The following is a 13,284-nucleotide window of genomic DNA, read 5'->3' as shown; positions in this document are numbered from 1 at the left end:
TGTCTCACATACTTTGGTGGGACAGGGTGTCACACACACATTTCTCCGGACTCTAGGGAGCCGCAATGGGTAACAGGGTGTTCGTCGTCGGCGTCGGGATGACGAAGTTCGAGAAACCGGGTGCACGCGAGTGGGACTACCCCGACATGGCGCGCGAGGCCGGCGGCAGGGCACTCGCGGACGCCGGAATCGAGTACGGGCTCGTGGAGCAGGCGTACGTCGGATATGTGTACGGCGAATCGACGTCGGGACAGCGGGCCGTCTACGAACTCGGCCTCACCGGCATTCCCATCGTGAACGTCAACAACAACTGTTCGACGGGGTCGACCGCGCTCTTCCTCGCCACGCAGGCCGTCCGGAGCGGTCAGGTCGACTGCGCGCTCGCGCTGGGCTTCGAGAAGATGCAGGCCGGTTCGCTCGGGTCCACGTACGACGACCGGGAACAGCCGATGATGCGCCATCTCCTCGCGCTCGCCGAACTTCAGGAGTTCGCGATGCCGCCTGCCCCTTACATGTTCGGCGCCGCGGGCAAGGAACACATGGAACGCTTCGGGACCACGGCGAAACAGTTCGCCAAGATCGGCGTGAAGAACCATCGCCACTCACAGAACAACCCGTACGCCCAGTTCCAGGACGAGTACACGCTCGACGAGATCCTCGGCTCGAAGCCGATCTACGGGCCCCTCACCAAACTGCAGTGCTCCCCCACCTCCGACGGCTCCGGTGCCGTCGTCGTCGTGAGCGAGGAGTTCGTCGACAAGCACGACCTCGCCGGGCAGGCCGTGGAGATCGTCGGCCAGTCCATGGTCACCGACCTCCCGAGCACGTTCGAAAACCGGAGCGCGATCAGCCTGGTCGGCGCGGACATGACCCGCACGGCCGCGGCCCGCGTGTACGAACAGGCGGGCATCGGACCGGACGACATCGACGTCATCGAACTCCACGACTGCTTCTCCACCAACGAACTGCTGACCTACGAGGCGCTCGGCCTGTGCGGCGAGGGCGAGGGCGGCAAACTCGTCGACAACGACGACACCACGTACGGCGGGCGCTGGGTGGTCAACCCGTCCGGTGGTCTCATCTCCAAGGGGCACCCGCTCGGCGCCACTGGACTCGCCCAGTGCAGCGAACTCACCTGGCAACTCCGCGGCACGGCCGACAAGCGCCAGGTCGACGGCGCCGCGGTCGCCCTCCAGCACAACATCGGCCTCGGTGGCGCCGTCGTCGTCACCGCCTACCGCGCACTCTGATTCTTCTCTCCCACAATTCCTTTCACGTCGAGCACCAGGAGTACACCATGGCTTCCGTTTCCGTCGCAGCGTCCCTGCCCGCCTCCCCCGACAAGGCGTGGGACGCGCTCTCCAACCTGTCCCGCTGGGAGGAGTGGCTCACCATCCACCAGTCGTGGAAGAGCGAGATCCCCGCCGAGGTGGCACTCGGATCGAAGTTCACCGAGGTCGTCTCCGTGATGGGCATGGCCAACAAGATCGAGTGGACCGTCACCGAGGTGCAGGTGCCCGAGATGGTGAAGATCTCCGGCACCGGCATGGCGGGGGTCACCGTCGAATTCACGCTGAAGGTCGAGCCGGACGGCGCCGGATCCACGGCGATCATCGACGCGAGCTTCACCGGCACGATGATCGTCGGCCCCATCGGCAAGGCCGTCGCCAAGAACGCCAAGGCGGATCTGGAGGCGTCCCTGGCGGGGTTCGCCGACATGGTGGGCTGATCCGCATGACCACCCCCACAGTCGAATTCGACACGGGAGGCCTCGGCGAGTGGACCGATCCGCAGCGGTTCGAGGTCACCGCCGAGCGCATCGCCGACTATGCCGCGGCCACCAACGATCCCATCGCACGCCACCTCGCCGGCGAGGTGGCGCCACCGGTGTTCGCCGTGGTCCCCGCGTTCACGTCGATGGCACCGGCGGCACTGTCCGTCGCCCCGGTCGAACTGCTCATGAAACTCGTGCACGGGGAGCAGGATTTCCACTTCCACCGTCCGATCCGTCCCGGCGACGCCCTCGTGGTTCGCGCGAAGCCGATCGGATTCGAGGGCCGGGAGAACGGCTCCACCGTCGTCGTCTACGTCGAAACCACCACGGACGACGGCGAACTGGTCAACGAGCAGTGGATGACCGCGTTCTTCCGGAAGGTCGACGCGGGAGCCGGACTCGGCGAGCGGGCACCCGCGCACCGGTTCGACGAGTCCCTGCGCGGACAGGCCCCGGTCGCGTCGATCACCCAGCACATCGACGACGACCAGACGTTCCGGTACTCGCCCGCCTCCGGTGATCCGATGCCGATCCACCTGGACGACGAGATCGCCCGGATGTCCGGACTTCCCGGAATCATCAACCACGGCCTGTGCACCATGGCGTTCACGTCGTGGGCGGCGCTCACCGAACTCGCCGACGGCAGGGTCGAACGGCTCCGCCGGCTCGCGGTGCGGTTCGCGAAACCCGTTCTGCCCGGTCAGGACATCGCCACGCAGTTCCGGCAGGTCGCCGAGTCCACGGGCGGGGCGACGTCGTACGCCTACGAGACCACCGTCGGCGACGCACTCGTCATCAAGGACGGCCTCGCCGTCATCGCGGACACAGAAACCTAGGAGTACACACATGGGAACACTCGACGGACGGGTGGCCATCGTCACCGGCGCCGGACGCGGAATCGGCCGGGAGCACGCACTGCTCTTCGCGCGTGAGGGCGCTGCCGTGGTCGTCAACGACCTCGGCGGCGCGAACGACGGCACCGGCGAGGACGCGGGCCCGGCGCAGCAGGTCGTCGACGAGATCGTCGCCGCGGGCGGCAGGGCAGTCGCGAACACCGACAACGTCGCGTCCTGGGACGGCGCCGAAGGACTCGTCGACCAAGCGGTGAGCGAATTCGGCCGCCTCGACGTCCTCGTCAACAACGCGGGCATCCTGCGGGACGCCTTCATCGCGGGCATGACCGAAAGCCAGTGGGACGCCGTCATCGCCGTGCACCTCAAGGGACACGCCGCCACTCTCCGCCACGCGGCGGCGTACTGGAAGGCCCAGACCAAGGCGGGTGAGACCGTGAACGCGTCCGTGATCAACACTGCGTCGGCGTCGGGCACGTTCATGCCCAATGCGGGCCAGGGCAACTACGGCGCCGCGAAGGCCGGCATCGCCGCACTCACCCTGGTCGCCGCGGACGAGCTCGAACGCTACGGCGTCCGGGTCAACGCGATCGCCCCGATCGCCCGCACCCGGCTCACCCTGGCCACCCCGGGTATGGGCGCGCTGTTCGCCGAGGAGGTGCCGGAGGGCGAGTTCGACGCGTTCAGCCCCGCCAACATCTCTCCGCTCGTCGCGCGTCTCGCCGACGCGAACTGCAAGATCACCGGCAAGGTGTTCGCCGTGCAGGGCGGTGCCATCTCCGAGCTCGCCGGCTGGCACGACGTCACGACCATCGAGAGCGACGGCCCGTGGACCGTCGCCGACCTCGCCGACCGGCTCGGCTGAAGGGCCCCGACATGGCCAAGAACACGTACGAGCTCGGGCTCGGGCTGACCGAGGAACACCGGGCCCTCGCCGACTCGGTCCGCGCTTTCGCCGAACGCACCATCACCTCCGATCATGTCCGGACCGCGGTCGAGTCCACCAGCGAGGACAAGTTCCCGCCGTTCTGGGATGCACTCGTCAGTCAGGACCTGCTGGGACTGCACATCCCCGAGGACAAGGGCGGTCACGGCGCCGGGCTCCTCACGTTGGCGGTGGCTCTCGAAGCGCTGGGCCGGACGGCCGCTCCGGGTCCGTTCGTCCCGACCGCGCTGTCCGCCGCGCTCGTGGCGGCCGCGGATTCCAAGGTCGGCATCGAGGTGATGCCGGGTCTTCTCGACGGATCACACACCGCCGCAGTCGCGTTGGGCCGCCCACTCGATGCGTCGGCGCGCGAAGGCGGATACCGCGTCACCGGGGTCGCGGACGCGGTTCTCGGCGGCGAACACGCCGACATCCTGCTACTCCCGATCACCGTCGGCGACGACGTCCGCTGGGCCGTCGTCGATTCGGCGGACGTCACCGTGACGGTGCAGGACGGCATCGACGTGCTCCGCGGTTCGGCACGGATCACGGTCGACGCCGTGCACGTGGGCGCCGACCGGATCCTCGACGGTCTGAGCGCGCAGCGCGTCCGGTCCGTCGCCACCGTCGTTCTCGGTGCGGAGGCGATCGGTGTGATGTCGTGGTGCGTGTCCACCGCATCCGAGTACGCGAAGACGCGGGTGCAGTTCGGGCGTCCGATCGGCCAGTTCCAGGGCGTCAAGCACAAGTGCGCCCACATGGGCATCGCACTGGAGAAGGCGCGCGCGGTGCTGTGGGATGCCGCCTCCGCTCTCGACAACGGCGACGACACCGCCGATTTCGCCGCGGACATCGCCGCCGTCGTCGTTCCCGACGCCGCGGTGCAGTGCGCACAGGACTGCATCCAGGTCCACGGCGGCATCGGATTCACCTGGGAGCACGACGCGCACCTGTTCTACCGCCGGGCGCTGGCCATCCGGGGGCTCCTCGGCACCCGGGAGGAGCGGGCCACTCGGGTTGCCGACCAGTCCCTCGCAGGCATCGCCCGCACCTCCGAACTGGAACTGCCGGGCGAAGCCGAGGCGATCCGCGCCGAGGTGCGGGCGGAACTCGCCACGCTGGTGGGCCTCGACGAGGACGACCAGCTGATCGCACTCGGCGACGGCGGATGGGTGCAGCCGCACCTGCCGAAGCCATACGGGCGCAGCGCGTCCCCGCTCGAGCAGATCGTCATCGCCCAGGAGATCAAGGCCGCCGGAATCCCGATGCCGCAGCTGCTGATGGGCGGCTGGGCGGTGCAGGCCGTCGTCGCCCACGGCACGGACGCGCAGAAGCGGGATCTCGCCGTCCCCACGCTGCGCGGAGATCTCGTGTGGTGCCAGCTGTTCAGCGAACCGGGGGCTGGTTCCGACCTGGCGTCGCTGACGACGAAGGCCGAGAAGGTCGACGGCGGCTGGACGGTGACCGGCCAGAAGATCTGGACCACGGTGGCACAGTTCTCCGACTGGGCGATGCTGATCGCCCGCACCGACCAGTCCAGGCCGAAACACGAGGGCATCACGTACTTCGTGCTGGACATGTCCACGCCGGGGGTGACCGTCCGGCCGCTGCGCGAGATGACCGGGTCGGCCCTGTTCAACGAGGTCTTCCTCGACGACGTGTTCATCCCGGACGAGAACGTGGTCGGGAACGTGAACGACGGCTGGAACGTGGCCCGCACGACCCTCGCGGGCGAGCGGGTGGCCCTGAGCCAGAAGATGGAGGCCTACGCCACCGACAAGGATCTGCTGCAGTTCGCCCGCGGCCGCGACCTCGGCCCGCTGGCACGCTTCCGCGTCGGCGAACTGGTTGCCGAGAGCCAGGCAATCGATCTGATCGGCGCACGGATCGTGCTGAAGCAACTGTCGGGGGCGGACGTGAGCACCACGTCCAGCGTCGGGAAGCTGCTGGGCATGGGGCTCGGACAGTCGATCGCCGAGTTCGTCGTCGCCGAACTGGGGGCGGCGGGCGCCGTCAGCATTCCCGGGGAGCCGAGCGACAAGGCGATGGAGCAGTTGATCGCCGGCCGCGCCACCACCATCTACGGCGGCACCACCGAGGTGCAGCTCAACGTGATCGGGGAACGCATGCTCGGACTGCCCCGCGACGCGCAGGGGGTGTCGTGACCGGCGGACCGCTGAGCGGGCTGACCGTCGTCGAGATTGCGAGCCTCGCGCCCGCCCCGTTCGGGTGCATGATCCTCGCCGACCTCGGCGCGGACGTGATCCGCGTCGAGCGGGCGGGTGACGGCGGCAGCGGGCTGATGGCGCCGTCGGGTGTACTCGACCGCGGACGACGATCGATCGCCGTGAACCTGCGGACTCCGGAGGGGCTGGAGGCCGTCCTGACACTCGTCGAAGCAGCCGACATCCTCGTCGAGGGTTTCCGTCCCGGCGTCGCGGAACGCCTGGGCATCGGCCCCGACGACTGCCTGTCCCGCAACCCCGGACTGATCTACGGGCGCATGACCGGCTGGGGCCAGGAAGGACCCCTCGCACCGCGGGCCGGGCACGACATCAACTACATCGCGCTCGCGGGCGCGCTCGAACCCGTCGGGCGCGCCGGCGAGCGGCCGGTGCCGCCGCTGAACCTGTTGGGCGACTTCGGCGGTGGCGGCCTGATGTTGACGATGGGGATCCTGGCCGCGCTGCACGAGCGTTCCCGGTCGGGCCGCGGACAGGTGGTGGACGCGTCGATGGTCGACGGCGCGGCCCTGCTGACGGCGTTCGTCCACGGCATGAACGCCGCCGGTCTGTGGCAGGAGGGTCGGGAGCGGAACGTCCTCGACGGGGCCGCCGCGTTCTACGACACCTACGAGTGCGCCGACGGTCTGCACGTGGCGGTCGGGTGCGTCGAACCGCACTTCTACGGTGAACTCCTCGACGTGCTGGGGTTGAGCGGCGAGGATCTGCCGTTGCAGTACGACCTCGATGCGGCACCGGAACTGAAGAAGCGCCTCGCCGAGGTGTTCGCGACCCGGCCGCGGGACGACTGGGCGGCACTCTTCGCCGATTCCGACGCGTGCGTGTCGCCCGTCCTGTCGCCGTGGGAGGCGCACGAGCACCCCCACAACAAGGAACGGGAGACGTTCGTCGAGGTGGGTGGCATCCGCCAGCCCGCACCGGCACCGCGCTTCAGCCGCACCCCGGCGCCCGTTCCCCGGCCGGCCCCGCGGCCCGGGCAGGACACCGATGCGATCCTCGCGCAGGCCGGTTACGACCCGTCGCGCATCGAGCAGCTGCGCTCGGCGGGTGCCGTCGAGTAGGTGACGGGGACCTATCCGCGATCGGCGTCCGGCGGGAAGCCACCGGTCGCGATGGGTCCCCACTCGTCGATGGTGATCCGGATGAGGCTCTTGTTCTGCTTCCGCATGGCGTCCCGGTACTCGTCCCAGTCGGGATGCTCACCGGAGATGCCGCGGAAGTACTCCACCAGCGGCTCGAGTGCGTCGGGCATGTCCAGTACCTCGGCCGTTCCGTCGATCTGCACGTAAGCGCCGTTGAACTCGTCGGAGAGCACGCAGACGCTCACGGCGGGGTCGTGTCGCACGTTCGCGGCCTTGGCGCGCTGCGGGTAGGTGGAGACGACGATCCGCCCTTCCGAGTCGAGTCCCGACGTGACCGGGGAGATCTGCAGGCCGCCGGAGCGCTTCCGGGTGATCAGCACGCTGCGATGGCGGGGCCGGACGAAGTCGAGCAACTCTTCCCGCGTGACACGGTCTGCGGTGGCGATGGCCATGGTGCACCTCTCCTCTGCTGCGTTGGTTCTCTCCGGTTCACCATAGGCTCCACCACAGTCCTCAGACGTCTGAGGACTGTGCTAGCGTCGCCGAATGGCCGGACGTCACACCCTCCGCAGCGGACCGCTGGTACCCCAGCTCGAGGAACTCCTCACCGCCTGGATCCGTGACGGCAAGTGGGCCCTCGGCAGCCGCATCCCCAGCGAGGCCGAACTGGCCACCGAACTCGGTGTCGGCCGCTCCTCCGTGCGCGAGGCGGTCCGGCTGCTCGCCCGCGACGGCCTGCTCGACGTGCGGCACGGCGTCGGCACGTTCGTCGCGAAACCACCCACGGGCGGTGCGGGACTCGGGAAGCTGCTGCGCCGCGCCCGCCTGCTCGAGGTCTACGAGGTGCGGCGAGCCCTCGAGATCGAGGCCGCCCGACTCGCCGCGGAACGCGCACGCCCCGAGGATCTGCGGCGACTGCGAGAGCAGCTGTCGGCCCGGCACGACAGCACCACCGAGTCGACCGCCGTCTTCGTCGCGGCCGACCTCGACTTCCACGCCGCGATCCTGGAGATCGCAGGCAACTCGATCCTGTCCGCCCTGTTCGATTCGATCCGGCCGCTGCTCGTCGACGCGCTCGCCGAACTCGTCGACCACGAACCGGGCAGACCCGACACCAGCTGCGCGCACGACGACCTGGTGCGCGCGCTGGAAGCAGGCGATGCCGGGGCGGCTGTCGCCGCCACCGCCGCCAACCTCGATCCGACCATGTCGATTCTGCGGAAAGGCGAACATCAGTGACCACCCCCAACTCGGTCGTCAGCACCGACCACGTCGACCTCGTGCGGAGCGGGCGATATCTGCTCAGCGACATCACCCTCCACATCGAACGCGGACAGCACTGGGTGCTGCTCGGCGCGAACGGTGCGGGCAAGAGCACGCTGCTGAGCATGCTCGGCGCCTTTGCTCATCCGACCCACGGCAGCGTCCACGTCCTCGGCCATCAGCTGGGCCGGGTCGACATGCGGGAGTTGCGCGCCCACATCGGGCACGTGAACCCGCGACACCGGATCGACGCGCCGCTGACGGTGCGCGACGTCGTGCTCACCGGTCTCACCAACACACCCGAGTTCGTGCCGAGGTGGGCACCGACCGCCGGCCAGGTCGCCCGCGCCGACGAACTCATCGCGTCCCTCGGCATGCAGAAGCACGCGGACGCCCTGTGGCCCAACCTGTCCCAGGGCGAACGCGGACGCGCCCTGATCGCGCGAGCCCTCATGGCCGAGCCGCAACTCCTCCTGCTCGACGAGCCCGCCACCGGCCTGGATCTGGCTGCGCGAGAACAACTCCTCACGGCACTCGACGAATTGCGCGAAACGTACCCGAGCCTCGCCAGCATCCTCGTCACCCACCACCTCGAGGAAATCCCGACCACCACCACCCACGCCGTCCTCATCCGCGACGGCCGGGTGATCGCACAGGGCCCCGTCACGGACGTCCTCACCACCGACACCATCAGCGAATGCTTCGACCACCCGATCGAGATCACCCGGCAACGCGGGCGGTGGGTCGCGCAGACGCGGGTGCCCGAGACGGTCGGATAACCGCCGACGCGGTGCACACTGGTGGGTATGGCACGAGGCGACCACCCTCAGCGCACCCCGTTCTACGGTGTGGTGCTCATCGTCGTCGCACTGGCGGCGGCGATGATCGTGAACCGCACCGCACCCGTCTGGGTGCAGGTGCCGGTCTACGTCCTGGCCGTGCTCGCCGCCATGGCCGGCTTCGTCATGACGTTCCGCGACCGGTCGTGAGTGGGTAGCGCTCGGCGCGCCACAGCCGCACGGCCATTGGCCCGGTTCCCACGCAATTGCCTGTGACTCCGGCAAATCCGCCGGCAAACCGCGCGAGAACCGCTACGACCCCGCCCGCTCACACGAGCCGACGGGATGCGCGGCCATCAGATCCTTCGCGCGGCTGCGTGCCGCGTTGTACTCGTACCATTGCGACTCTCCCCTCACCTGCCGGTCGAGTCGGTACAGGGCGCACGACCGTTCCGGTTCGGGCAGCCGATCCAGAGCGGGGACGGCGTCGACGGACAGCGAATCGAGGTAGCTCACGTCGATCCGCCCGGTCTCGCCGAACCGCTCCACGTTCTTCCTGGCGACGTACGCGTCCGGATCGATCGCGGCGAGCAGGAGCACCCCACCCACCGCGGATGCCAGGACGGCACGCGGCAACCACCGCCCCGACAACCGGACGCCTGCCGCGATCAGCAACACGAACACCAACCCCAGCCACAGTTCCGTCACCGTCACGGTCACCCGCAGCCGCGTGTACCCGTACTGGTTCTCGTACAGCGACATCCGGTGGATCGCCGAGGCCACGATGACGAGCGTCAACACGCAGAGCAATCCCAGCAGCACGCGCACGAGGATGCGATCCACCACCTCCACTCGCGCCGCCTTCCGGACCGCGACGGCGATCACCACCAGTGTCAGCGCGGTCACCGCCAGCAACTGCCAGAAGCCCTGTCGCGCGTACTCGGCGTACGTCAGGTCTGCCGTGGTCAGCACGTGCGTGCTCCCACCGAACAGCACCGTCAACTGCACCGCGACGAACCCGAGGAACAACAGATCCAGCAGTGCGAGCGGAAACGCCCACTCCCACCGGGCAACCGGACGCCCCGGCCCGGGGGCGAGTGCGTCGACGCGGGGCGTCCGCCTCAGCAGGTACGCGGCCCCCAGCGTTCCCCCGCACACCAGGACGCCGAGCACGAACCGCCCGACCGGATTCGACACGTGGACGGTCGGTGCGGCTCTGCCGAGCAAGTCGGCGAAACCCGCGTCCGCGCCGACGAACAGCGAACCGAAGACCAGGAGCAGCACGGCCGTCACGGCCGCGACACCGAGAGCCCTACCCACCGGCACCTTCCCGCTCGAATGCCACCGCCTCACACCTCGACGCGTCCACCGCGCCACCCGCAGCGGTGTGAACCACAACGCGAACGACCCGGCCGCCAACCCCGTCCACGTGCGTCCGCCGACGAGGGCGAACGACCCGACCACCCAGCTCAGCGCCACACAGACCGCGGCCAGCCACCCCGCACCGCGGACGCTGAGCACGGCCAGCAGGGCGAGGGCACCGAGGATCGCGACGGACTGAACAGCCGTCGGCATCGTCCTGCGCGTCGCGAACACCGCGACGGCAACCGCGGCGCCGGTGACGACGTAGCCGAGGCCGACCACCGTGACCTGCAGCGTCAACGCCGCGACCACGCCTGCCGCCAAGGCCGCGAGGACTATCGGCCGTGGAGCCATCGACGTCCGGTCGCGGCGCCAGGCACGTCTCGGCCAGAAGTCGCCCGACGGGGGCGCGGCGGGTTGTGGGGGTGCGATGGTCATGGTTCCCTCCCTGGTTGTCGCTGCCGGATGAAGGCAGGCGTCATCGCGGGACGTCGCGTCCCGGTTGTGGATCGGTAGTCAGGCGGCGGGCAGACTCACCCGGATACAGCAGCCTTCGGCCGTGTCGACGACCTCGATGCGGCCGTCGTGGAGATCCACCGCCCAGCGGGCGATGGCGAGTCCGAGGCCGGTCCCACCGTCGGTGGAGCCGCCGCGGGTGAACCGCTCGAACACCCGCGACCGCTCGCCGGGCGCGATACCGGGGCCGTCGTCCTCCACCTCGATGATCACGCCGCCCGCGTCCGGTCTGGCACGGACGACCACCCGGGTGCGCGCCGGGCCGTGCCGAAACGCGTTGTCCACGAGATTCGTCACCACCTGATGCAAGCGTGCGGTGTCCGCGTCGGCGCGCAGGTGCGGCGGCTGCACGTCGACGATCACCTGCCGCGGTCGCCGCGGGTCCTCCGACTGCCGCACCACGTCCTCGAGGAACTCACGGACCGGAAAGTTCTCCCGTTCGAGTTGCACCGCACCGCCTTCCACCCTCGACAGGTCCAGCAACTCGGCGACGAGGCGGCCGAGCCGCTCGGTCTGGTCGAGCGCCACCCGCATCCGGGCGGGGTCGGGTTCCTCCACCCCGTCGACGATGTTCTCGAGGAGTGCCTGCAGAGCGGAGATCGGTGTACGGAGTTCGTGTGAGACGTTGCCGATGAGTTCGCGGCGATACCGGTCGGCGGCCTCGAGGTCCTCCGCCATCTGGTTGAACGCGCGAGCCAGCTCGCCGATCTCGTCCCGCGACGTCGACCGCACCCGGCGTGAATAGTCGCCGGTCGCCATCGCGCGGGCCGCGGCGGTCATCGCGCGGAGCGGAGACGTCATGCCGTGCGCGAGGATCTGGGTCACGGCCAACGACACCAGCAACGCCAGGACCAGCGCGTATCGGAACGGCCAGCGAGCGGTCACCCAGAACGTCAGCGAAGCGAAGAACAACGCGGCCACGACGAGAAGACCGGTCTTCACCTTGAACGATCGCAGCGGGTCGAGAGGTCGGGGCATCCTGTCCAGGATCCGGCCCGCGCTCACCGCTGCACGTCCAGGGCATAGCCGACGCCGTGCACGGTGCGGATCAGGTCGCCGCCGAGTTTTCGGCGCAACGCCTTCACGTGACTGTCGACGGTCCGGCTACCCGCCCCGTCACCCCACCCCCACACCTCCGCGAGGAGCGACTCCCGCGCGATCGCCGCGCGCGGCCGGGAGGCGAAGTACGCAAGCAGGTCGAATTCGGTTCGCGTCAGATGAATTTCGTCGACGCCGCGCCGGACACGACGCTCCACGAGGTCCACCTCGATGTCGCCGACGGACAGTCCGTCCCGCTCGGCCGGCACGGTCTCCTGGGCACGATCGGCCCGCCGCAGCAGCGCGTGCACCCGCGCCACCAGCACCCGCATGCTGAACGGCTTGCTCAGGTAGTCGTCGGCACCCACGCCGAGACCGATCAGCATGTCCGTTTCGTCGGCGCGCGCGGTGAGCATCAGCACCGGCACCGGCCGCGACGCCTGGACGCGCCGGCACACCTCTAGGCCGTCGTATCCCGGCAGCATCACGTCCAGTACCAGAACGTCGGGCGACGAGGCCTCGCACTCAGCGACGGCGGAGGGACCGTCCGACGCCGTCACGACGTCGAAGCCTTCCGCCCGCAACCGCGCCGCGACCGCCTCGCGGATCGTCGCCTCGTCGTCGACGACGAGCACTCTTCGCTGGCCCATTCCCCGACTGTATTGGGCGCACGTGCGGATCCCCGTCAGAGCTTGTGAAGATTCTGTGCAGGTTTGCCCGCGGTTCCGCCGCGGGGTGGGAGATGCGCACCCTGGGGTGCCTGTCGAAAGGCTCGCGCCCGGCGCAAGCTTGGTCTATCAGCCCAGCTAGACACCCCAAACCACCGGAGGCATCCCATCGTCCACACCGCAACTCGCATCGCGATCGGCGCAACCGCCGCCCTCACGTTCTCCCTCGCAGGAGCCGCAGTGATCGTTCTTGCCGGTGGACATACCGACGGGGCTCCGACCCCGAGTTCGGAGGGGGCCGTCTCGCAGCAGCAGCCGGCTCCGGCGATCGCGCCGGCCCCGAGTCGGATCGTCGTCGCAGACCCCGGCTACTCGGTGAATCCCGGGTACTCGGCGCCCGGCTACCCGGCAGACACCGAAACGGTTGCGCCGGGACCGGGTGTCGTTCCGCCCGTCGTGGCGGCACCGCCCATCGTCCGAGCACCGATCGCCCAGCCGCCGGTTGTCCCGCAGCCCATCGCCCAGCCGCCCATCGCCCAGCCTCCCGTCGTGGTGGACCCGCCCGTCGTCGTCGACCCGCCCGTCGTCGTCGACCCTGTTCACCCGCCGAAGGGTCCGTTCGAAGGACCGGGCCAGGTCGAGCCGGGCGTTCTCGAACCCGAAACCAATCCGTTCCCCGTCGGCGGCGGCCCGAAGCCTGCCCCGCCCGCGGCCCCGCAGTCGCCCGGCGGAGTCGGCCCCGTCGACGGCGGAACCGTCGTCGGCCCCTGATCACCGGAGGAA

The 13,284-nt window shown here is 69.5% G+C and carries 14 protein-coding genes; 10 read left to right on the top strand and 4 right to left on the bottom strand.

The window, feature by feature from the left end; all coding sequences use genetic code 11:
• Positions 1–65 precede the first annotated feature (65 nt).
• From PSR88_RS25785 to PSR88_RS25760, 6 genes are read left to right on the top strand one after another with little or no spacing between them, the layout of a single operon-like run.
• A complete protein-coding gene (locus PSR88_RS25785) occupies positions 66–1,250 on the top strand; it encodes a lipid-transfer protein (protein WP_011597311.1) in 1,185 nt (394 codons plus the stop codon).
• A gap of 47 nt (positions 1,251–1,297) precedes the next feature.
• Entirely contained in the window at positions 1,298–1,729 is a 432-nt protein-coding gene (locus tag PSR88_RS25780) for an SRPBCC family protein (protein WP_005243970.1), read from the top strand.
• Between the two features lie 5 nt (positions 1,730–1,734).
• Positions 1,735–2,610: a MaoC/PaaZ C-terminal domain-containing protein gene (locus PSR88_RS25775; RefSeq protein WP_016881072.1), complete on the top strand. Its 876-nt coding sequence runs from the start codon at positions 1,735–1,737 to the stop codon at positions 2,608–2,610.
• A gap of 10 nt (positions 2,611–2,620) precedes the next feature.
• Positions 2,621–3,490 (top strand): SDR family oxidoreductase, encoded by an 870-nt coding sequence (locus tag PSR88_RS25770; protein WP_009478098.1) that lies wholly within the window; start codon positions 2,621–2,623, stop codon positions 3,488–3,490.
• 11 nt (positions 3,491–3,501) lie between these two features.
• Complete coding sequence (locus tag PSR88_RS25765) at positions 3,502–5,715, top strand: acyl-CoA dehydrogenase (RefSeq protein WP_029538414.1); 2,214 nt, start codon at positions 3,502–3,504, stop codon at positions 5,713–5,715.
• Positions 5,712–6,854: a CaiB/BaiF CoA transferase family protein gene (locus PSR88_RS25760; protein ID WP_016881070.1), complete on the top strand. Its 1,143-nt coding sequence runs from the start codon at positions 5,712–5,714 to the stop codon at positions 6,852–6,854. The genes PSR88_RS25765 and PSR88_RS25760 overlap by 4 nt, the downstream gene beginning before the upstream one ends.
• An 11-nt stretch (positions 6,855–6,865) precedes the next feature.
• Here PSR88_RS25760 and PSR88_RS25755 read toward each other — a convergent pair whose 3' ends face one another.
• A complete protein-coding gene (locus PSR88_RS25755; RefSeq protein ID WP_009478095.1) occupies positions 6,866–7,327 on the bottom strand; it encodes a PPOX class F420-dependent oxidoreductase in 462 nt (153 codons plus the stop codon).
• A gap of 94 nt (positions 7,328–7,421) precedes the next feature.
• Here PSR88_RS25755 and PSR88_RS25750 point away from each other — a divergent pair, with 94 nt between their 5' ends.
• The 3 genes from PSR88_RS25750 to PSR88_RS25740 are packed head-to-tail and all read left to right on the top strand — an operon-like array spanning position 7,422 to position 9,127.
• Entirely contained in the window at positions 7,422–8,114 is a 693-nt protein-coding gene (locus tag PSR88_RS25750) for a FadR/GntR family transcriptional regulator (RefSeq protein ID WP_011597307.1), read from the top strand.
• Positions 8,111–8,917, top strand: a complete 807-nt coding sequence (locus tag PSR88_RS25745) for an ABC transporter ATP-binding protein (protein WP_016881069.1) — start codon at positions 8,111–8,113, stop codon at positions 8,915–8,917. The genes PSR88_RS25750 and PSR88_RS25745 overlap by 4 nt, the downstream gene beginning before the upstream one ends.
• Positions 8,918–8,944: 27 nt before the next feature.
• Positions 8,945–9,127 carry a hypothetical protein gene (locus PSR88_RS25740; RefSeq protein ID WP_025431930.1) on the top strand — a complete coding sequence of 61 codons (183 nt, stop codon included), beginning with the start codon at positions 8,945–8,947 and terminating at the stop codon, positions 9,125–9,127.
• A 102-nt stretch (positions 9,128–9,229) separates the two neighbouring features.
• Here PSR88_RS25740 and PSR88_RS25735 read toward each other — a convergent pair whose 3' ends face one another.
• The 3 genes from PSR88_RS25735 to PSR88_RS25725 all read right to left on the bottom strand — a co-directional run bounded on the left by PSR88_RS25735 (position 9,230) and on the right by PSR88_RS25725 (position 12,483).
• On the bottom strand, positions 9,230–10,717 hold the full coding sequence (locus PSR88_RS25735; protein ID WP_029538408.1) for a DUF4153 domain-containing protein: 1,488 nt from the start codon (positions 10,715–10,717) through the stop codon (positions 9,230–9,232).
• A gap of 78 nt (positions 10,718–10,795) precedes the next feature.
• On the bottom strand, positions 10,796–11,773 hold the full coding sequence (locus PSR88_RS25730) for a sensor histidine kinase (protein ID WP_011597305.1): 978 nt from the start codon (positions 11,771–11,773) through the stop codon (positions 10,796–10,798).
• A gap of 23 nt (positions 11,774–11,796) precedes the next feature.
• Positions 11,797–12,483 (bottom strand): response regulator transcription factor, encoded by a 687-nt coding sequence (locus PSR88_RS25725; RefSeq protein WP_011597304.1) that lies wholly within the window; start codon positions 12,481–12,483, stop codon positions 11,797–11,799.
• A 258-nt stretch (positions 12,484–12,741) separates the two neighbouring features.
• On the opposite strand from PSR88_RS25725, the gene PSR88_RS25720 reads away from it, so the two are divergent.
• The gene (locus PSR88_RS25720) at positions 12,742–13,272 is read left to right on the top strand and encodes a hypothetical protein (RefSeq protein ID WP_009478088.1); all 531 of its coding nucleotides are present in this window, start codon (positions 12,742–12,744) and stop codon (positions 13,270–13,272) included.
• Positions 13,273–13,284: the final 12 nt, after the last annotated feature.

The organism is Rhodococcus sp. DK176, from assembly GCF_038447315.2.
In the GTDB taxonomy this organism is placed as follows: domain Bacteria; phylum Actinomycetota; class Actinomycetes; order Mycobacteriales; family Mycobacteriaceae; genus Rhodococcus_F; species Rhodococcus_F jostii_A.
This window is presented reverse-complemented; position numbering and strand designations above follow the sequence as displayed.